Raw genomic sequence first — 18,665 nt, forward strand, 5'->3', positions numbered from 1 at the left:
GCCTGACCGCGAGCCTTCTTGTAAAGCCTGGCATCCGGGTCGGTGGTCGACGCGTGGGTTGCGTTGCTGCGCTTCTCGCCGTGGAAATCGCGCTCGGAGTTGCGATCTGCGGGCTTTGGCGGTTGTTTCCCTTCACTGCCAGCGCCGCTGCCGTCGGTGTCGTCACCATCGGTCTCGTCCTTGGGCTTGAAGCTCTTCATGCTGGCCCAGGCTTCTATCAAGGTACCGTCCACCGAGAAGTGCTCGTCCGACAGCAGTGCCTTAACCCGCGGCTGGCTCAGCAAGGCCGCCAGGAACTTGGCAGCGATGTCGCCCGCCAACAGGCGCTCGCGGTTCTTGGTGAACACGGTGACGTCCCAGATCGGTGCATCCATCGACAAGCCGACGAACCATCTAAACAGCAGATTGTAATCCATCTGCTCCATGAGCTGGCGCTCCGAGCGGATCGTGTAGAAAGCCTGCAACAACAGGGCGCGCAGCAACTTTTCCGGCGGGATCGACGGGCGGCCGATCGCTGAATACATCGCCTCGAAATCGGGGGACAGAACTTCCAGTGCCTCGTCCACAATCGCGCGGATCGGCCGCAGCGGGTGGCTGCTTGGAACGCGGGCTTCGCAGCTCACATAAGAAAACAGACCCGCCGTCTGGATATCACTGCCGCGCATGTCCCACTCCTGCCAAGCAATCACCGAGGCATGGAATCACGGCAGTCCGCTCGCAGCAAGCGCCTTTTTCCGCATCCTGTTAAGTCTCCATGGGGGTTAGAAGAGCGATTAGAAGCTCACAGCAAGCGTTGAATTACCGGATTCGCTTGATGAAGGACGCGATCACTTCTGCAGCGTATTCAGGCACCTGATGTTGGGGTGCATGACCGGCTTGCGGCACTGTTATGATGTGAAGCGACTGCCAGAAGTTCGATACCTCGAACCAGTTGTCGACCGGGCAAGCGATGTCGTGGTCACCGCTGATGACGAGGACAGGATGGCGTCCAGCGGCCATGTCCTCCATCTGCTGTCCGTTCGGGTCCGGGAAAATGGTGGTTCGGTCCTTTGCTTCGCTGAGAAGCTTCATGAACGTTGCCTCTTGAATCATGGGCGAGCGGTCATTTTTTCGAGCAGCTATACGCTCGTGAGAAAGTCGAGCAGCCTCTTTGCTCAGAGGAGATTCAGGCTCGAAAAACAGAATTGTTTCGTCGTCAAGGTCGTTTACAGGCTTCATCGCGGTCTTCATGAAAAGAGGGTCCCCGCTGATCTTGGAATGGCCTGGAGGGGCAGTTCCGATCAAAACCAGATGGGACACCAGTTCCGGATACGTCAGGCTGAAGACTTGAGCTACGACACCTCCGAGCGACCAGCCGCCCATCACAACCTTCTTGTATCCAAGGAAATCGATCAGGTCCTTGGCGTCTCTCGCCAGCGAGGCTCGGTCGTAGGTTGGTTCTCCCGTGGATGCACCCAAGCCTGTATAGTCGAAGGTGATAACGGTGAAGTCCTTGGCCAACTCGTCGAGAAACAGGGGGTCCCAGGCATCAAGTGTCCCCCTGAAACGGACTGCAAGAACGAGTGGGGTTCCCTGCCCGATCAAACGATAGGCAATGCGTCGCCCGTCCAAGTCTGCGTATTTCGTCTCGGTGTTTGTAGCGTTTTCCAAGGTCATTGATCTCTGTCCTATTAAATCGATGTCACGCGGCTTTGCGAACAACAGCTGATGCCGATACGTTCGCAAACAGCATATTCAGCCCTTCGGTGATGGTTGGATGGGCGAATATCCCGTCGCGAAGCGTTGTGAAGGGCAGACCACCAAGCATCGCCATTTGAACGACGCTCATTACTTCGCCTGCGTTCACGCCGAGCATGCTGAAACCAAGGATCTCGTCGGAATCGACCGCAACGAGCGCTTTCATGAACCCCTTTCGTTGTGAGAGGGTCCTTGCTCGCGGCACGACATCCATCGGAAGCTTCGCGACGCGGTACTCAATGCCTTCCTTGAGCGCTTCCGCTTCGTTCATCCCGATCCGCGCAAATTCCGGATCGATAAAGACGCAGTACGGGATCATTCGACCCTTTGTGGTTCGGTTGCCGCCCGCCATGGTGCTCTTGACCACGCGGTAGTCATCAAGGGACGCGTGGGTGAACATAGGAGTTCCGGCGACTTCACCCATCGCCCAGACGCCGTCGGCGGTCGTCCGAAGATGGTCGTCAACCTTGATGAAACCTCGATCGTCGACCTCGACACCTGCCAGTTCGAGCCCGATTCCCGCTGTTCGGGGACGTCGGCCCGAGGCCACGAGGATGTGCGATCCCTCGAATACTCGACCATCCGCGCTACGGACAGTGACACTCTCGCCTGAGCGCCCGCTAACGGAGAGGTCGTAGGCGCTGAGCGCCACCTCTATCCCCTCGCCACCGAGGATCTTCAGAATGCCTTCGCTGACGTCTATGTCTTCCCGCGGAGCAAGCCGGGGTCCCCGCTCCAGTATGGCGACCTCTGAACCCAGGCGACGGAACGCTTGGCCCAGTTCCATTCCAATGTAGCCACCGCCGATTACGATCAACTTCGTGGGAAGGTCGCCAAGCTGCAGAGCTTCGACGTGGGTGATCGGGGCTGCGCCCGCGAGACCCGGAAGATCTGGTACGTCTGCTGTCGTTCCCAAATTGATAAAAACTTGTTCTCCCGAAACAGTTCTCGTTCCAGACGCGGTCTCAACCTGAATTGTTTTCGGGGCGATGAACTTACCCCAGCCCAAGACAAGATCGAAGCCGCTTGCGTCGAAACCGGCTTGGTTTGTTGCAACCATCTCCGCCACGACACGCGCGGTGCGATCGCGAACAAGATCGAGACTGCTACGGACGTTGTCGGCCGTGATCCCGAACTCGGAAATCCCCTTCATGGAATGCGCGACTTCGGCGCTGCGGATAAGTGTCTTGCTGGGAATGCAGGCGATGTTGATGCACGAGCCACCGATGAGACCCGCCTCAACGACCGCTACCTTCTTGCCCGCCTTTGCTTGGTCCATGGCCAGCGTCTTGCCAGCTTTGCCACCGCCAAAGATCAAAATGTCGAATTTGTCGACCGAATTCATGGTGCACCTCGTTACGTTGATGCCCCTATGAAGCGGAAATCTCAGAACGCGGTCTTGTAAAATTCGATCTCTAGCCGCGACCAAGCGTTCATAGCCATCAGCGCCGAGACAAGCATACCCTCCTCAAAACAAAAGCCGGATCGTCAAAGACCGGAGCGGGCTCACCTGCGAGTTTGGGGGGAATTCAGTCGCGGCCAAGGCGCCGAAAATGAGGAGCATTCACATGGCTAACGGCATCTTCATCAAAGAAAAAATCGACCACCTGCCCGTCGATGGCCTCTCGATACGATACGTGAAGGCGGGGAAGGAAAATGGCATCCCGTTGCTACTGACAGCTCCATGGCCGGAGAGCATCTTTGCTTTCAATCTCGTTTGGTCGGACCTCTGCAAACTCGGACCCGTCATCGCGGTAGATCTCCCAGGATTCGGTCAATCTAGCGCCCGAGAAGATTTGATGTCGCCGGACGCGATGGGTAATTTCGTGATAAAACTCATGACTGCCTTCGGAATCGAGCGGGCGCACGTTATCGCACCCGATGTGGGTACCTTGGCCACGCTGTTCGCCGCATCCAAGCGGCCAGACCTTTTCGAGAGCATCGTTGCAGGCAGCGGTGGCGCCAGCATGCCCCTGCTGGGCGAGTCGTTGGCACAGGTGGCAGCATCGAAAAAAGCCTCATATGTCGGCTCGGACGGCGGCGAACAGGTCGTGAAATTCGTTTCAGGTTCGGCGAGAGTTACAATTCCAACGGAGATCCTCGAAGACTACCGACTGTCTTCTGAGGGCCAACGCTGGAACGAAGCTGCAGATTTCGTTCGGGCCTATTCCACCGATTTGCCCCGGCTCGAAAAGCTCCTTCCCGACATTCAGACGCCAGTTTTGGTTATTTCCGGCAAAGATGACCCGCTTGTTCCCCTATCAAATGGGGACTTCCTGGCAGGACTTCTTCCCCACAGCCTGGCCGAGATCGTCGAGGCAGGTCATTTCGTTTGGGAAGATGCCTCGGCGGACTATGCACGACTGGTCTCAAGCTGGATCATGGACGGTTACAGGTCGGTATAAATGGAGCGTGCAAGTTTGAGTTGCCGACGTTCTTCACCCACTTTGTAATCCGAATTCCGCGGCGACAGCATCTTACAAGAATGTGGCTAGCGCTCAGTCATTTTGAAGCCAATTGCTCTCAAGGAGAATCCTTATGCAGACTGCGGCAACGCATATCGGCGGAGTTGTGCCAGCGCTAGGCGAGGTACCCGTTTTCGCGCCAGGCGATCGCGTAACGATCGCTACCCGCTCGCCTATTGGGCACTACCGAGTGCCAACTTACCTGCGCGGGAAACTCGGAACCGTAGAGGAAGTCATCCCTACGATGGCCGTTGATAACGAAGAAGAGGCCTATGGACGCAACGCCGGTTCCAAAGGGCACTACTACCGCATCGCCATCCCGATGACGGAGATTTGGTCCGACTATGTGGGCTCGCCCAACGATGGCTTGCGAATTGAGATTTTCGAAAATTGGCTGGAAAGGATTTGAGATGACCGACCACGGCCATGACCACGATCATGATCACCCTCACGAGGCTATCACGGCCGACGAACGTCCTGGATACTACGAGATAATGGAAACCGCTGTCAGAGAACTACTGGTTGAGCGCAAGCTTTTCGGTGCCGACGAGATCAGAAGGCAGATCGAAGTCCTCGACTCGCGAACTCCCACACTCGGCGCCAAGGTCGTCGCCCGGGCTTGGATGGATCCCGCTTACAAGGAACGGCTCCTAGAAAACGGACGCACCGCCTGCGAAGAACTGGGCATCACATTCTACGACGATACGCAACTGATCGTGCTCGAGAACACGGCGGACGTCCACAATCTGATCGTCTGCACCTTGTGCTCCTGCTATCCCCGGCCCGTCCTTGGTCTGCCACCAGACTGGTACAAACTGAAGCCGTACCGAGCTCGCGCCGTCCATGAACCGAGAGCGGTGCTGGAGGAGTTCGGCACCCACATCCCGGACGACGTTGAGATCCGCGTCAGCGACTCCACGGCTGTCATCCGATACCTGGTCCTGCCTTTGCGCCCTGCTGGAACAGAAGCTCTGAGCGAAGACGAGCTCGCCGACCTCGTCACACGCGACGCCATGATCGGCGTGATCCCTGTAAGCTACGAAAAGGAGGCCGCGTGATGGGCTCAGAACTACTCGTCAAAAAGCTACCGAACGATATCGGTGGCGAGTCTGCCGGAAAAATCGAACGCGTTGAGCACGAGCTACTTCCTTGGGAGAAGCGTTGCCATGCCCTGGCCGACGTCCTCGACTTTCACAAAATAATCAACACCGAGGAAAAGCGCCGCGGTGTTGAGGCACTCGGATCTGAAATGGTCGGCAAGCTCACTTACTATGAGCGGTGGATCGCCGCATTTGCCAACATCCTCTTCCAGAAGGGCATTCTGACGCCCGGGGAACTTGCAGTCAAAATGGAAGAGGTCGAAAGGCGTTGGCTCGCAAGTCAGCAATCGGCATCCTAAAATGGCCGAGACCTCTCTTCCCGCAAACGTCCGGTGCTTTTTCGAACGCGACCCCGCCCTGTCTCTTTTTAGGCGGGCTTTTGTGGAGAGCGTGGGAACCGGGCTTCTTGCGATTGCCATGGTCGGGTCGGGCCTCGCGGTCTCGACGTTCGCGAAAGCTCAGCCGTTACCAGCATCGCTCATAATCGCGATTGCGATCGCTGGATCCCTGGTTGGCTTGATCGTTGCCCTGGGGAAGGTTTCCGGCGGCCATTACAACCCGCTAATAACATTCGCACAGTGGCTTGGGGGCGAGCGTAAAGGCGACTGCACTGTAGGCTACGTCATCGCTCAAATTATTGGTGGCGTTGTCGGGGCATTGGTAGCTGGGCAGATGTTTGGAAGCCCGTTTCGGACGGTCTCTCCTGAATTTCCTTCCTTCGGGATGCTCCTTAGCGAGTTAGTAGCCTCTGCTGGACTGATGACAGTCGTCTTGGGATGCGCACGAAGCAGCAGATGGGACACCGGCCCCTTTGCAGTCGGCTCTTGGTTGGTCAGCGCGATCCTCGCCACTCCATCCACCTCTTATGCCAACCCAGCGGTAACGCTAGCTGCCGCCTTCGCTTCGGGGCCTGTTGCCTTGGCGCCCATGACTGCCATCGCTTTCGTCGCAACCCAGGTGATGGGGATGGTCGTGGCGATCGGCATCAATAAGATCGCCTTCGGTTCCACCTCTGAGCCTGCCGGAAACACCGCACTCGCTGGCTCTTCCCAGGAGAAGCTCACATGACCGCCGGATTGACTGTTCTGAAGACCCATACAAACCCAGCCGATACGATGGCGGCATTCGAGCGGGCGATTGTCGCACGAGGGATGAAGGTTTTTGCTCGAATAGACTTCGCTGCCGACGCAGAAGCCGTGGGATTGCATCTTGGCCCCACTTTGCTGACAATTTTTGGCAATCCCAAAGTCGGCACCGAGTTGCTCCTGCTCGACCAGCGGGCGGGCATTGATCTGCCACTGAAGGCGTTGGCGTGGAGCACCCCCGAAGGGCATTGGCTTTCGTACAACGAGCCGTCTTTCGTCGCCGAGCGGCATGGATTGGGTGCAAAAGAGGTCATCCTCAAAATGAGCCAGGCGCTTGCGGGCGCCGCTGATGAGGCGATGAACACCGTCCCGCCCTCGCTAGACAAGAACACCTGAACGCGGTGCCAATCGACCAGCCGGTTCCGGCGCCTTTCTATACCCAGTTCATCAATGACGATGACATTTTCATTCCTAACGAAGCGGTCACCTCCGGAACCACCACGCTCTTGGGAGAACTGCACAAAGGGGGTGGCCCTGAAGCCAATGCGTCAGCCCGCCCGGTAATTCTCGGCCGAAGAAGAAGCGTACCATCAGGTTGCGCTTCTTCACTACATCATGAAAACGGGCGTTGCACCGCGCGGAACGCTCCGATCCCGAGCGAAGTTCGCCGAATAGTGCTGAGCCTCGAAGCCCGCCCGCTGATAATTCCTGAAGCTCGTGCCCAATGGACTATCGACGGTCGCAGGTCGGCCAGTCTCGGCCATTGCGATGACGGCTCCCTTGTCCCTGACATCGCGTAAACGCCGCGCTATCACTGCTGACTGGAGGCCCTTCCCTCTCGCGCTGACTAGTGTTGCATCGACGCCAAACCATGCCCCAGCAGATCCGACAAAAGCCGCTCCTGCTGAGCAAGGCTCATCGTCGGCATACGCGACATAGCACGTCCACCTGTCCCGGCTGGCGAGCGCTTTGAACCACTCGAAAGTCGCGGTTGGAAAGCCATACCCCGCGTTAATCACGTTGGCGAAGTCGCTCGCCTTGCGGTTACCATCAGCTATTTCGATCCTGGGTTCGTTCGGCACAATGTGAGGGACCGCTCTGGAGAAGAATTTTATCCAACCACTGTCCTTCTGTATGACCCCCATTCGGGACAGAGCGGCACTGGAAGCATTGAAGCCCTCCTCGTCAACTTGAATTACCCACGTTTTCGATGCGTTGCGATCCAGCCATCGCACCCCTTCTGCCATCTCCTTATCGTTAGCAGACCACTGCGGTTCAACGGCAAATCCGCGATTGAAGGGGACGGCAGAAAGCTCACGACAGGCTAGAAAGCACGCATTGTCGCTCCGGAAAGTCTCGATCCCCAATTGCTTCCGAACCGACGGCGGCGCGGCATCCAGCATGTCCATCCATGCTTCGGCCTCGATCGCGCGGATTGTCCTCGACAAGTTTGCCTGAATTTCAATTGGCTGGATGTTCATACGGTTCTCTCGCATTCTCTTCTCAGTGAAAAGGAACATATTTCTCAACGCCTTCAAGGTGAAAGCTGGGTCTTCCCGTACTGCAGGCCGCGATTGAACATGCGGCCTGCAGTCCTGCGGTATTACGCAAGTGCCTCGGCAAGCGGTAGGGAGCGAATCCGCTTTCCTGTTGCCGCAAAGATCGCGTTGCCAAGTGCCCCGGCTGCAGCGGCCGTTCCTGCCTCGCCGACACCTCCGGGCGCTTCGCCACTCTTGATCTGATAGACCTCGACCTTGGGTGCCTCGTTGATACGAAGTACCCGATAGGTGTCGAAGTTTGTCTGATCGACAGCACCATCAGTGAACGTGACCTGATTGAACATCGCGCTGCTCAGGCCAAAGATCACTCCACCCTCCATCTGGGCGACAACGGTGTCTGGATTGATCACAACGCCGCAATCAACCGCGATGACCGAGCGAAGGAGGCGCACCTCCTTTTCATCGGTGATCTCAATTTCCAGGATGTGGGCGAGATAGCTTCCAAAAGCCACTTGAAGGCTGATGCCTTTGCCCCTTCCCGGCGGCAATGCTTGACCCCAGCCTGCTTTCTCCGCGGCAAGGTTCAGTACCGCAAGTGCTCGCGGATTCTTCGTGAGCATCTTCCGGCGAAACTCAAGCGGGTCCTGCTTTGTCGCGGTCGCCATCTCATCCACAAAGCTCTCGACTACAAAGAGATTGTGCGATGCCCCGACACCTCTCCACCAGCTGGTATTAACACCCGCAGGCTCGTCGCGAACATAATCCGCAAAAACGGCCTCTTCATCGTAGGGGGTCTCCGACGCGCAATCGACGGCATCAGGATCGATGCCATTCTTGAACGCTGCCGGCGCCCACCGTGCGAAAATGGAGGACCCGGTCACCCGATGCGTGCGGCCAATCAAGCGGCCGTCCTTGTCGAGGCCTGCGGCCACCCGATCGTAGTAATATGGGCGGTAATAGTCGTGCGTCATGTCCTGTTCGCGCGTCCAGACCAGTTTGACGGGGTAGCGGGTGCCCTTCAGGAGTTTAGCCGCCAGCTCGATCGTGTCGACGTCCAACCGGCGTCCAAACGCTCCACCCATCAACTGATTGTTCACGGTGACTTTTTCGACCGGCAGCCCTGTGATGTCGGCGACCGCCTTTTGTGTGCGGACAGGCACCTGTGTGCCTACCCAGACCTCCGCCCGGTCGTCCTGAATATGCAGGGTGCAATTCAGGGGTTCCATCGGTGAATGCGACAGGAACGGCGAGCGGTAAATCGCCGAGAGCTTTGTTGGGGCGTTTGCTATTACGTCAGCCGCTTTATTTTCGTCGCGGATGACGACCCCCGGCTGTTGCGATACCTGGTCCATCTTGGCGACAATAGTGTCCAAGGTGACGGCGCCGTTTTCACCCGACTCCCATTCGATATTGAGGGCGTCCAGGCCTTGCTTCGCCGCCCACATGTGTTCGCCGATCACCGCAACAGCGGCATTATCGGCGGTCACGATGTCGAGGACACCTTTCACGGCGCGAGCCGCAGCTTCGTCCATTTTTTTGAAACGGCCACCGGTCACCGGAGATATCGCCAGCGTCGCATATTTCATGCCGGGGACCCTGATATCCAGACCGTAGACGACCGAACCGTTGACTTTCCCGGGAGTGTCGAGCCTCTTAGCTCGCGTTCCGATGACTTTGAACTGAGAAGCGTCCTTCAATGGAACATCGGCTGGAACGGGCAGCTTTGCCGCCTCGGCCGCAATGTCATAGTAGGTCGACGATCGATTTGAGGCGTCGTGATAGATCGTCCCCTCATGGACCCGACACTGCGCTGGATCGACCCGCCACTTGGCGGCCGCCGCTCCAACAAGCATGGTACGCGCCGTAGCGGCTGCTTGCCGTAGCCGCATCCAATCGGAACGAGTTGACGTCGACCCACCAGTCGCCTGGTCGTACAAGATGGGATCCATATATTTCGAAATGTCCGGCGGTGCTGCTTCCACTTTTAACTGGTCCAGCCGTAGCTCAAGCTCTTCTGCCATCAACATCGCGCTGGATGTATAGATACCCTGCCCCACCTCCGTGTGCGGCATGATCAGGGTGATGCCGCTTTCATCAATTTTCACAAAGGCGTTGGGCGTGAAGGCGACATCTTCAGAGGAACTCGCCGGGCCGCTTGCTCGCCCCATCCGTGGCAGTTGAACCGCCAAGACAAGACCTCCGGTTGCCAGGACGGTGCCCTTGAGGAACCCGCGACGGGAATGAAGATTATTGATCATGTCAGTCCCCTCTATGCCGCTGCCGTGTGGATCGCGTCGCGGATCCGGACATAAGTGCCACAACGGCAAATGTTGCCTGCCATTGCATCATCGATGTCGGAGTCTGTCGGCTTCGCGTTGCTATTAAGAAGCGCGGTTGCCGACATGATCTGGCCGGATTGACAGTACCCGCACTGGACAACCTCTTTTTCGAGCCACGCCGTCTGTATTTTGCGCCCGTTCTCGGTCTCACCGACGCCCTCGATCGTGGTGATCTGTTGAGCATCGATCATATCCATGGTTGTCTGACAGGATCGAACTGCCATGTTGTCTATCAGGACGGTACAGGCTCCACATTGGGCGATGCCGCAGCCGTATTTGGTTCCGGTCATGCCAAGCACGTCTCTCAAAACCCAAAGCAGTGGCATGTCGTCCGGGACATCGACTTCATGTGTTTTGCCGTTGATGGTGATCGTCTTCATTGGTCTAACCTTCCTGGGTCTCTATTGCGCTGTCAGTGTTTTCAGGTAGCTGATGACATCTGCTCGATCCTGGTCTTGCGGGATTGACGCGCTCATGCGGGTCCCCTTGACCAAGGCGGCTGGCGCTTTAAGGAAAGCGTCGAGAGTAGGCTCATCCCATGTGAGACCAGACCCCTTCAACGCAGCGGAATAGTTGTACCCAGCAATGCTTCCAGCAGGGCGACCGACAACATTCAGAAGGCCCGGACCGACCTTGTTTTGCTCAGTCGTCGCGTGACAGGCACTACAGCGGGCAAAGACCTTTTTGCCCTTGTCTGGATCTGCATCGGCTCGGACCGACGAGGCCCCAAGCACGATCATTCCCACGGCAATCATGACGGCCTGCAACTTTTCCATGGTTCCTCCTTTGGAAAACTGGAATGGCGAAACGGGCAGCAATCTCTTGCCGCCCTTGTCGAATTCGATTTTTAAGTGACGCTTCTAGGTTGCCTAATCCTCGCACTCGCGTAGGTAGCAATGAGAAGAGCGATGCCTTCCCCGATCACGCCGGTAATGCCCAGGTCACCGACACCGCCTCGCGAGAGCACGACGGATCCGATGGCGCTGCCCACGGCAAAGCCCAGGTACATGAACGACGTGCTGAGTGAGACTGCGATTGGCACCGCGGGCTGGCCGACCTGAATCAATGTGGCAATCTGTGCTGGATAGAATGCCCAGATCGCGATACCCCAAAAAGCAATAGCAATGACCGTCGGAACAATGGCCTGATCGGGCGTCAGAAATCTTGCAAAGAATATAAGCGAGAGGAAAACTGACACGGCGAGGGTCAGGCTTGCGGCGACCACCGGTCTTGCTCCCATCAGATCATTCAGGGTGCCACCAAGTACGATGCCGATTGCAGCGCCGATCCCCCATACCGAGACAATGGCGCTAATTCCATTTGGGCCAAGGCCATCGACCTGGCTCAGATACGGAGCGATGTAGGTCCATACCGAATAGGTACCGAGCGCCCAGAAGAAGATCACAACCAGTTCCCGGAAGACCTGGGGGCGTTTAACAATCGCGAGGCGCTCGGAGACCGACGCAACGTGCATTTCTGTTCCATCGGTACGAGGCAGTTTTGCAACCAGCGCGACCACTGCGATGATCGACAGGGCTGCGACGCCAAGGAAAGTCACCCGCCACCCGAGGGCGTTTCCAACGAGTGAGCCAATTGGCAGCCCGATTGCGATTGCTATAGTCAAACCACCGTTCAAAATGGCAAGGGCCCGACCGCGTTTCTCTGGCACAACTAAGGCACCCATCAAGGCGTTGGCGTTCGGGGTGTAAAGTCCCGCCGCCATGGCCAGTAGGACACGAGCAGAAAAAATTCCCCAGTATCCTTGGGATGCCCAAGCCACCAGATTAGCCAACGCGAAAGCCGCCATGGTCAGGACGAGCAGACGTTTGCGGTCGACCCTTCCAAACAGGATGGTTAGGAGTGGCGATGTGATCGCCAAGGTAAGGGTGAAGACGGTGACCAGGCTACCCAGTGCCGAGACCGGAAGTGAAAGATCCTCACCCATTTTTGGCAGAAGGGGAACAATCATGAACCCCTCCGTGCCAATAGCAAAGGTGCCTAATGCCATGATGTAGGCTGGCGCCAGCGACTGACCTGCCGCGCGTTCGCTTGAAATGGAAGTCATTTGGATCGCCTCTGCGCCAGCCTGGCAGTTATGATGCTGCCTTGATGAAGGTCATCACGTCAGCGTTGAACTTTTCAGCCTGCGTCTGAGCCAGACCGTGAGGCGCACCCGGATAGACCTTGAGTGTCGCATTCTTGACGATCTTTGCGCTCTTGAGGCCAGCTGCGGCGATCGGCACGATCTGATCGTCGTCCCCATGAATGATTAGGGTCGGCTTGTCGATTTTCTTGAGATCGTCCGTGTAGTCGACCTCCGAAAATTCGCGAATGCAATCGTATTCGCCCTTGATTCCGCCTTCCATTCCCATCAGCCAGAACGTTTCACGGAGGCCTTCGTTGACCTTGGCGCCCTCGCGATTGAAGCCATAGAAAGGCATCGTCAGATCCTTGTAGAACTGAGAGCGATCGGTCGCCGTGCCCTTTCGGATGCCGTCGAAGGCTTCAATGGGAGTGCCTTCGGGATTGGCATCGGTTTTGAGCATCAGCGGCGGGACTGCTCCGACTAGCACCACTTTTGAAACCCGCTTGGTTCCGTGACGGCCAATGTAATGCGCTACTTCGCCGCCGCCGGTGGAGTGGCCGATCATGACCAAGTCCTTCAGATCGAGGTGCTCGATTACCTCAGCGAGATCGTCTGCATACTGATCCATATTATTACCGGTCCACGGCTGATCAGATTTTCCATGGCCACGACGGTCGTGTGCAATGACCCGGTAGCCATTCATGCCGAAATACAGCATCTGTGCGTCCCAGGCGTCACTCGAAAGTGGCCAGCCGTGCGAGAAAAGGATCGGCTGCCCCTTGCCCCAATCCTTGTAAGCGATTTTGGTGCCGTCTTTTGTCGTGACAAAGCTCATGTGGCGGTTTCCTTTTTTTGTTTTGGCTGCAGCTTGGGTCTCTTGCGGCATGCCGATTGCAAACGATGCGGTTAAAGCGGCACCGGCCAGCAGCGTATCGCGGCGGCTGATGAGAAATTCATTGGACATTTTCGTCACTCTCGTCTTGAGATGGGCGCCTTCTAATCAGGCGTTTGCAAATGCATGCAGGTCTGCCGAGCCAAGGCGACGCCACGACGCTGGAGTGTGTTGAGTGGTGCACTTGGCAGCGCTCAGGCGCCGCCACTTGAGCGGGGTGACACCAACCAAGCGCTTGAACACCTTCGAGAGATGCGCCTGGTCACTCAGACCACACGCATGGGCGATTTGGCTCAGCGGCTCGTCTGTCGAAGAAATGAGATATTTCGCGGCATCGACGCGGCGACTTAAAACGTAGTCATAGGGCGAGCGGCCGAACGAGACCTTGAAACCCTTCGAGAACCGACTCGCGCTCAAGCGGACTTGGTCGCCCAACTCCTGGACACGGATGCAACCATCGATGTTCTCATCTATGTAGCGGACCACCTTGTTCTTCTGCCAATCGGAAAGCCCCGCAACGGTCTTGTGGCAGTTCCGGCGGGGGCCGTCCGCCATGTCAGCGAGCCGAACACGACTTTCCGGACGGAGATCGATTGCGGTGTCCTGGGGTCCGAGACCCCAGACGCGTTCACCGCCCGGGCCTACGAGGAATGGAATGAATGAAACCGTTCGTGTCATGGCAGCGTCCTTTCTGCTTCGATGGCTGAAAGGTAGCTGCAGGCTGCCCCGTAACACGAGCTAAGCGATGTTAAGAGATGTTAGGGCGTTAACGACCCGGAGCGCGTTCCGTTAACAACACCGATTTCGCGACCACGGTTGCCTACTACTTGAAGGTTCGCGTGGGCGCCCGATGATACAATAAACGGATCTAGGGCGTGCCTATATGTGAAGCTAGGCAGACAGGGAGCTTCAAGCACCAAATGCAACAGGATGACGTCACTTTCGATGGACGGTCTGATAGGGTCCGGCCCCTGGCTGGACAAGTAGCGCTTTTGACCCGAGCGGATGAAGGGGTCGGCATGGCCACAGCTGCCGCGCTGGCTCAGTGCGGCGCCAATCTGGCATTGACGCTTCTCGACACGGAGGTTGAGCCTGCTTCGCTGGACGAACTCCGTGGCGTCGGCTGTAAAGTCGTGGTGTTTAGAGCACCCACGGATTGTAGTTCGACACAGCATACCCAGCTGGTTCGACAGGTTATCGCGGAATTCGGAAGGATTGACGTCTTGGTCGCGAACTCTGAGTATCGTGTCCAATGGCAAGTCGACGACGATGACCTCGATGAGGATCAGGTTGAGTTGCAATATTCTATGAACGTCAAATCTAACATCGCGCTCATACGAGCAGTGATACGGGTCATGACCAGTGGTGGGCGCGTTATTGCCCTTGGTTCTAGCCTTGCGGATCGTGTCGGAACGCCGGGCCTTGCCGATTTTGCGGCAACTCGTGCCGCGTTGACCGCCTTCTGCAAGGGCGCGGCGCATGACCTGGGACCGCGCGGAATCTCGATCAACGTCGTCCAGATGGGCGCCATCGCTTTCGACGCCGTTGCAGTTTCACCGGACATCATCGAATCCGAACGCGCTTCAACTGCCCTGAAGAGGCTTGGGAGGCCCTCGGAAGTTGCAAGTGCAGTCACGTTTCTTGCTGGTCCGGGCGCGTCTTTCATCACAGGCAGCGTGTTGAACGTCGACGGTGGGTATAGCGCCTAGCCCGCCTGTTCACGCTGAGGGTTATTGAACCCATGAACCAGTTGGTTTATAGACCATTCTGATATCAAGAATGGGCTGAGCATGAGAGTGGCATCCGTACGAGCGTTGGACCTTTCAGCTTCAGCCACTGGTAAAAACGACCGTGTTCTTGTGTTTACTCGGCCGATCAGGTCCAGCGACTAATGACTGTGCTGAGATTTGGTCGTTTCGAACTCGATATCGCTCATCGTAGTCTCTCCGAGTCGGGGAAAATCCTTAACATCGGTGGCCGTGCTTTCGACATTTTGGCCGTTTTAGTTGCGCGAGCTGGGCAGATCATCAGTAAAGATGAACTGATCAAAGCCGTTTGGACGACTACGACCGTCGACGAAGGCGCTCTGCGCGTCCATATGGTGACGCTTCGAAAGTTGTTGGGGGATAGAGAGGCCGGGCGATATATCGAAAATATCCCTGGACGTGGCTACGCCTTTGTCATGCCGGTCCAAACTGTTGAAGATGGCGAGAGCAGCAGTGATGTGCAGCCGGTTGCGGTTCCAAAAGCGAACATCTCAAGCAATCTACCTCGTCTTGCAGGACGTTTGATAGGCCGGGAGACCTTTGTTGAGGAGACCGCACGACTTGTGGCCTCGAACCGCCTCGTCACGATCGCTGGTGCTGGAGGAATTGGAAAAACGTCGGTGGCTCTCGCTGTTGGCGAGATCCTGAGCGAGTCACGGCCAGTCCTGTTTGTAGATCTTGCTGCGCTCACTGACGGGCGGCTCATCATGCCGACACTTGCTTCGCTGCTTGGAGTCACAGTGTTTTCGGACGACGCCGAGCCCGGCGTCTTGCGGGCATTGGAAGATAGCAATGTTCTGCTTGTGTTCGACAATTGCGAGCACCTGATTCTCGAGGCCGCGTCTTCGACCGAGGACATTCTGACTGCTACGCCTAACGTTTCCATCTTGGCTACCAGCCGTGAACCTCTGCGCGTTTCAGGCGAAAGGATCCGGCAACTGCCATCGCTGGTCATTCCGCCGGAAGACGCTACCAACGCTGATTGGTCCTCGTTTTCAGCGATGGAACTCTTTATCGACAGGGTGATGCTCTCATCTGACTTCGAAAGTTTTGATCGGCCTGAGGATTTTGAAACCGTTGCGTCAATCGTCAGGCGGCTCGATGGAATTCCGCTGGCGATTGAATTTGCAGCTTCCCGCGTCGCTCATCTTGGCCTTGTCAATCTTGCTAACTCCCTGGATGACCCGCTGACCGTGTTGCGACGGGGGCGCCGTACCGCCCCACCCCGCCAACAGACCCTGCGAGCCACGCTGGACTGGAGCTTCGATAGCCTGACCCCTACAGAGAAAACGCTTTTCGAATACGTTGCCGTGTTTGCCGGTTCATTCTCGTCGGATGCAGCTTTCTCTGTTAGCGGAAGCAGTCTCTCCGAGGACGATTTCTACGAGGCTTTTGACGGTCTATTCCTGAAGTCTTTTCTATCGGTGAGCGCCGGAGACGGAAGCTATCGACTTCTCGAAACGACCAGGCGTTATGGTCTTGAGAAGCTGGATAAGAGCGGTCAGTCGGATGCGATCAGAGCCGCGCACGCTGTCTATTGTGAGAAGGAGCTGCAAAGCGCGGAAGCCGATTGGACGGTTCTGGCCACTCCGCAGTGGATGCTACGCTACTCATCTCTGATTAATGACGTCCGAGCTGCGATACAGTGGAGTTTCAACAATGAACGCGACGCCGATTTCGCGATCCGTCTCTCGGCGAAGTCAACGGTTCTCTGGGCGCAACTCGGCCTCATGAACGAACAATCGAAGGTGGTCGAGCAAGCCTTGGCCAGACTTCCAGGTTCCCAGCACGTCGGGACGCGCATCGAAATGGAGCTTCGGATATCGAGGGGTGGAGCGTTATTCCACGTCCGAGGCTACCCTGCCGACCCTGAAGCCTTGGAGGAATTCGATCGCAGTGCCGAGATTGCGGAATCGCTGGGCGACATGCCCACCTTCATAAGAGCTACGGCGGGCCGAGCCTCCATTTGGGTTTCAAACGCGCGATATGCTGAAGCTATTGATATGGCGCTAAAACTTGGAGTTCGTTTTCCCCAGATGTCATTGGGATCTTTCAGCCGGATGCTTGAACACGGATACTTCTTCCATGGCAACCTCAAGCTAGCCTCTGAACATGTGAAAGGATCTCTTCGGGATGCTGAAGGGTCTCTGCGACGGACCTTAAACGCTGGTGTCGGTTTCGATCAGCGCATCATTTCCCGAGCGGTACTCATTTTCGTGAAATTCTTGCAGGGTGACACGTCTGAAGCATTTGGAGAACTCGACTCCGCTTTGGAAGAGGCCCGTGCTCTCGATTACTCGATATCAACGTGTTTGCTCTTGTTTTTGACGGCATCGCCGATCGCTTTCTTGTCTGGCGATCACAAGCGAGCGGGTGAGTATCTAGATATCGCGGAGACACTCACCAAAAAGCATGACCTCCACAGATGGTCGCTATGGGTGGCTGCCTATCGGTCCTTTATCTCCGATGGCATTCAACAGCAAGCGACCGAAGAAATTTTCCATTCGGCCGTCGGAATGAGGTTGGAATACCTGCTCGTCCTGGCGGGCGTTCGGGCGCCGTTAGAGGCCTTGGATCGAGGCATAAAAGGAGAAGGCGGCTGGTGCCGTCCAGAACTACTGCGGATAAAGGCCAAGGTATTAAACGAGTCGGACCCAATTCAAGCCCAGTCGCTGATCGAAGCTGCCCTGGATGAAGCGCGTCGGATGGAAGCCCCCTTCTGGGAACTTAGGGCGGCCAATACAGCCTATGAACTGGCGGGGCCTAATCAGGAGATCACGGCGCGTAACATGATCAAGAGCACTCTCGATAAAGTCGACGGAGCCTATTTGACCGCCGATATTGCGAAGGCACGGGAGATTCTCGACGTCGGTGATCTCTGACGGACGGGGCGACCGCCCGCCAGAAACAGGACGATCAGGCTTAGCGCGGAATCGGATTGTCGATCAGGCTTTGGTTGAACTGCGTGAAGAAAACGTGTTCGCCGGAACCGGGGTTGTCGCGCAGCGGTTTGATCATGTCGACGACAATTTCGGGCGACTCGCTCGCAAGCTTCGCCATCGTCTCGTTGATGAAAGCTTCCAGCGGCATCGCCCGAGGATCGCCACTCTTCTTGATCAGATCGGTATCAACCCACGGTGGAGCGATTTCCTGCACCGAGACAGACGTCTCGCGAAGTGCAAAACGCAGCGATAGCGAATAGGAGTGCAATGCTGCCTTCGTGGAGGAGTAAACGGCATTGTAGGCGATCGGCACGTAGGCGAGCACCGACGTGTTGTTGATGATCACGGCGTCTGCCTTAGTCTTGAGATGCTCGACGAGTGCAGACGTCATCCGGATTGGACCGAGAAGGTTGGTGTTTACGATGCTTTCGAGAACAGTTTCCTCGATCGGACGCGCGGCGTCATCAAACGGCATGATGCCGGCATTGTTGACCAGGACGTTGAGGTCTGGGTAGTCCGCAACAACGCGCTTTGTCACCAAGTTGATGCTTTCGACATCGGTTATGTCCAGCTCGTAAGCCGCCATCCCGGGATTGGCGTTGATGACGTCATCGAGATATGACTTTCGGCGCCCTGAAATGATCACCTGGTTCCCTCGCTTGTGGAACGCTTCAGCGAGGCCGCGACCGATGCCGGAACCGCCACCAGTGATGAAAATCGTGTTTCCCTTAAGGTTCATTGCTAGTCTCCTTGG

The 18,665-nt window shown here is 56.7% G+C and carries 19 protein-coding genes; 8 read left to right on the forward strand and 11 right to left on the reverse strand.

Features of this window, described 5'->3' with window-relative positions; genetic code table 11:
• The 3 genes from GA0061101_RS20175 to GA0061101_RS20185 form a co-directional block, all read right to left on the reverse strand.
• Window positions 1-665: IS5 family transposase (locus tag GA0061101_RS20175; RefSeq protein ID WP_141694096.1), on the reverse strand; the 665-nt coding region annotated here is incomplete at its 3' end.
• 133 nt (window positions 666-798) lie between these two features.
• Window positions 799-1,656 carry an alpha/beta fold hydrolase gene (locus GA0061101_RS20180; RefSeq protein ID WP_092574614.1) on the reverse strand — a complete coding sequence of 286 codons (858 nt, stop codon included), beginning with the start codon at window positions 1,654-1,656 and terminating at the stop codon, window positions 799-801.
• A 25-nt stretch (window positions 1,657-1,681) separates the two neighbouring features.
• Complete coding sequence (locus GA0061101_RS20185) at window positions 1,682-3,082, reverse strand: dihydrolipoyl dehydrogenase family protein (RefSeq protein WP_092574615.1); 1,401 nt, start codon at window positions 3,080-3,082, stop codon at window positions 1,682-1,684.
• A 223-nt stretch (window positions 3,083-3,305) separates the two neighbouring features.
• On the opposite strand from GA0061101_RS20185, the gene GA0061101_RS20190 reads away from it, so the two are divergent.
• From GA0061101_RS20190 to GA0061101_RS20215, 6 genes are all read left to right on the forward strand, one after another.
• A complete protein-coding gene (locus GA0061101_RS20190) occupies window positions 3,306-4,142 on the forward strand; it encodes an alpha/beta fold hydrolase (RefSeq protein ID WP_092574616.1) in 837 nt (278 codons plus the stop codon).
• A gap of 133 nt (window positions 4,143-4,275) precedes the next feature.
• Window positions 4,276-4,611: an SH3-like domain-containing protein gene (locus tag GA0061101_RS20195; RefSeq protein ID WP_037201636.1), complete on the forward strand. Its 336-nt coding sequence runs from the start codon at window positions 4,276-4,278 to the stop codon at window positions 4,609-4,611.
• 1 nt (window position 4,612) lies between these two features.
• Entirely contained in the window at window positions 4,613-5,260 is a 648-nt protein-coding gene (locus tag GA0061101_RS20200) for a nitrile hydratase subunit alpha (protein WP_037201638.1), read from the forward strand.
• Complete coding sequence (locus GA0061101_RS20205) at window positions 5,257-5,601, forward strand: SH3-like domain-containing protein (RefSeq protein ID WP_051964374.1); 345 nt, start codon at window positions 5,257-5,259, stop codon at window positions 5,599-5,601. The genes GA0061101_RS20200 and GA0061101_RS20205 overlap by 4 nt, the downstream gene beginning before the upstream one ends.
• 1 nt (window position 5,602) lies before the next feature.
• Complete coding sequence (locus tag GA0061101_RS20210; RefSeq protein WP_092574618.1) at window positions 5,603-6,370, forward strand: aquaporin; 768 nt, start codon at window positions 5,603-5,605, stop codon at window positions 6,368-6,370.
• Entirely contained in the window at window positions 6,367-6,783 is a 417-nt protein-coding gene (locus tag GA0061101_RS20215; protein WP_037201645.1) for a DUF302 domain-containing protein, read from the forward strand. Before GA0061101_RS20210 ends, GA0061101_RS20215 begins: the two co-directional genes overlap by 4 nt.
• Window positions 6,784-6,995: 212 nt before the next feature.
• On the opposite strand, the gene GA0061101_RS20225 is transcribed toward GA0061101_RS20215, so the two are convergent.
• The 7 genes from GA0061101_RS20225 to GA0061101_RS20255 all read right to left on the reverse strand — a co-directional run bounded on the left by GA0061101_RS20225 (window position 6,996) and on the right by GA0061101_RS20255 (window position 13,881).
• A complete protein-coding gene (locus tag GA0061101_RS20225; RefSeq protein ID WP_037201675.1) occupies window positions 6,996-7,868 on the reverse strand; it encodes a GNAT family protein in 873 nt (290 codons plus the stop codon).
• A 122-nt stretch (window positions 7,869-7,990) separates the two neighbouring features.
• On the reverse strand, window positions 7,991-10,144 hold the full coding sequence (locus GA0061101_RS20230; protein WP_092574620.1) for a xanthine dehydrogenase family protein molybdopterin-binding subunit: 2,154 nt from the start codon (window positions 10,142-10,144) through the stop codon (window positions 7,991-7,993).
• 11 nt (window positions 10,145-10,155) lie between these two features.
• Entirely contained in the window at window positions 10,156-10,605 is a 450-nt protein-coding gene (locus GA0061101_RS20235) for a (2Fe-2S)-binding protein (protein WP_092574622.1), read from the reverse strand.
• A gap of 21 nt (window positions 10,606-10,626) precedes the next feature.
• Entirely contained in the window at window positions 10,627-11,001 is a 375-nt protein-coding gene (locus tag GA0061101_RS20240) for a c-type cytochrome (protein ID WP_092574624.1), read from the reverse strand.
• Between the two features lie 71 nt (window positions 11,002-11,072).
• Window positions 11,073-12,290, reverse strand: coding sequence for an MFS transporter (locus GA0061101_RS20245; RefSeq protein ID WP_092574627.1), 1,218 nt, complete (start codon window positions 12,288-12,290; stop codon window positions 11,073-11,075).
• Window positions 12,291-12,318: 28 nt separating this feature from the next.
• Window positions 12,319-13,146, reverse strand: coding sequence for an alpha/beta fold hydrolase (locus GA0061101_RS20250; RefSeq protein WP_092574831.1), 828 nt, complete (start codon window positions 13,144-13,146; stop codon window positions 12,319-12,321).
• Between the two features lie 165 nt (window positions 13,147-13,311).
• A complete protein-coding gene (locus GA0061101_RS20255) occupies window positions 13,312-13,881 on the reverse strand; it encodes a helix-turn-helix domain-containing protein (protein WP_245297513.1) in 570 nt (189 codons plus the stop codon).
• A 242-nt stretch (window positions 13,882-14,123) separates the two neighbouring features.
• Between GA0061101_RS20255 and GA0061101_RS20260 the strand changes: the two genes are divergently transcribed.
• Window positions 14,124-14,912: an SDR family NAD(P)-dependent oxidoreductase gene (locus tag GA0061101_RS20260; RefSeq protein ID WP_051964338.1), complete on the forward strand. Its 789-nt coding sequence runs from the start codon at window positions 14,124-14,126 to the stop codon at window positions 14,910-14,912.
• Window positions 14,913-15,094: 182 nt separating this feature from the next.
• Window positions 15,095-17,851, forward strand: a complete 2,757-nt coding sequence (locus GA0061101_RS20265) for an ATP-binding protein (RefSeq protein ID WP_092574629.1) — start codon at window positions 15,095-15,097, stop codon at window positions 17,849-17,851.
• A 40-nt stretch (window positions 17,852-17,891) separates the two neighbouring features.
• Here GA0061101_RS20265 and GA0061101_RS20270 read toward each other — a convergent pair whose 3' ends face one another.
• On the reverse strand, window positions 17,892-18,650 hold the full coding sequence (locus tag GA0061101_RS20270) for an SDR family oxidoreductase (RefSeq protein ID WP_092574631.1): 759 nt from the start codon (window positions 18,648-18,650) through the stop codon (window positions 17,892-17,894).
• Between the last annotated feature and the right edge of the window lie 15 nt (window positions 18,651-18,665).

Source organism: Martinezella lusitana (assembly GCF_900094565.1).
Taxonomy (GTDB): domain Bacteria; phylum Pseudomonadota; class Alphaproteobacteria; order Rhizobiales; family Rhizobiaceae; genus Rhizobium; species Rhizobium lusitanum.

Excerpts from the sequence above, each read along its gene's own strand:
- GA0061101_RS20210 (WP_092574618.1), top strand. The coding sequence starts at position 5,603 with ATGGCCGAGACCTCTCTTCCCGCAAACGTCCGGTGCTTTTTCGAACGC.
- GA0061101_RS20195 (WP_037201636.1), top strand. The coding sequence starts at position 4,276 with ATGCAGACTGCGGCAACGCATATCGGCGGAGTTGTGCCAGCGCTAGGC.
- GA0061101_RS20250 (WP_092574831.1), bottom strand. The coding sequence starts at position 13,146 with ATGAGCTTTGTCACGACAAAAGACGGCACCAAAATCGCTTACAAGGAT.
- GA0061101_RS20265 (WP_092574629.1), top strand. The coding sequence starts at position 15,095 with ATGACTGTGCTGAGATTTGGTCGTTTCGAACTCGATATCGCTCATCGT.
- GA0061101_RS20255 (WP_245297513.1), bottom strand. The coding sequence starts at position 13,881 with ATGACACGAACGGTTTCATTCATTCCATTCCTCGTAGGCCCGGGCGGT.
- GA0061101_RS20225 (WP_037201675.1), bottom strand. The coding sequence starts at position 7,868 with ATGAACATCCAGCCAATTGAAATTCAGGCAAACTTGTCGAGGACAATC.
- GA0061101_RS20260 (WP_051964338.1), top strand. The coding sequence starts at position 14,124 with ATGCAACAGGATGACGTCACTTTCGATGGACGGTCTGATAGGGTCCGG.
- GA0061101_RS20190 (WP_092574616.1), top strand. The coding sequence starts at position 3,306 with ATGGCTAACGGCATCTTCATCAAAGAAAAAATCGACCACCTGCCCGTC.
- GA0061101_RS20245 (WP_092574627.1), bottom strand. The coding sequence starts at position 12,290 with ATGACTTCCATTTCAAGCGAACGCGCGGCAGGTCAGTCGCTGGCGCCA.
- GA0061101_RS20215 (WP_037201645.1), top strand. The coding sequence starts at position 6,367 with ATGACCGCCGGATTGACTGTTCTGAAGACCCATACAAACCCAGCCGAT.
- GA0061101_RS20235 (WP_092574622.1), bottom strand. The coding sequence starts at position 10,605 with ATGAAGACGATCACCATCAACGGCAAAACACATGAAGTCGATGTCCCG.
- GA0061101_RS20240 (WP_092574624.1), bottom strand. The coding sequence starts at position 11,001 with ATGGAAAAGTTGCAGGCCGTCATGATTGCCGTGGGAATGATCGTGCTT.
- GA0061101_RS20200 (WP_037201638.1), top strand. The coding sequence starts at position 4,613 with ATGACCGACCACGGCCATGACCACGATCATGATCACCCTCACGAGGCT.
- GA0061101_RS20180 (WP_092574614.1), bottom strand. The coding sequence starts at position 1,656 with ATGACCTTGGAAAACGCTACAAACACCGAGACGAAATACGCAGACTTG.
- GA0061101_RS20230 (WP_092574620.1), bottom strand. The coding sequence starts at position 10,144 with ATGATCAATAATCTTCATTCCCGTCGCGGGTTCCTCAAGGGCACCGTC.
- GA0061101_RS20270 (WP_092574631.1), bottom strand. The coding sequence starts at position 18,650 with ATGAACCTTAAGGGAAACACGATTTTCATCACTGGTGGCGGTTCCGGC.
- GA0061101_RS20185 (WP_092574615.1), bottom strand. The coding sequence starts at position 3,082 with ATGAATTCGGTCGACAAATTCGACATTTTGATCTTTGGCGGTGGCAAA.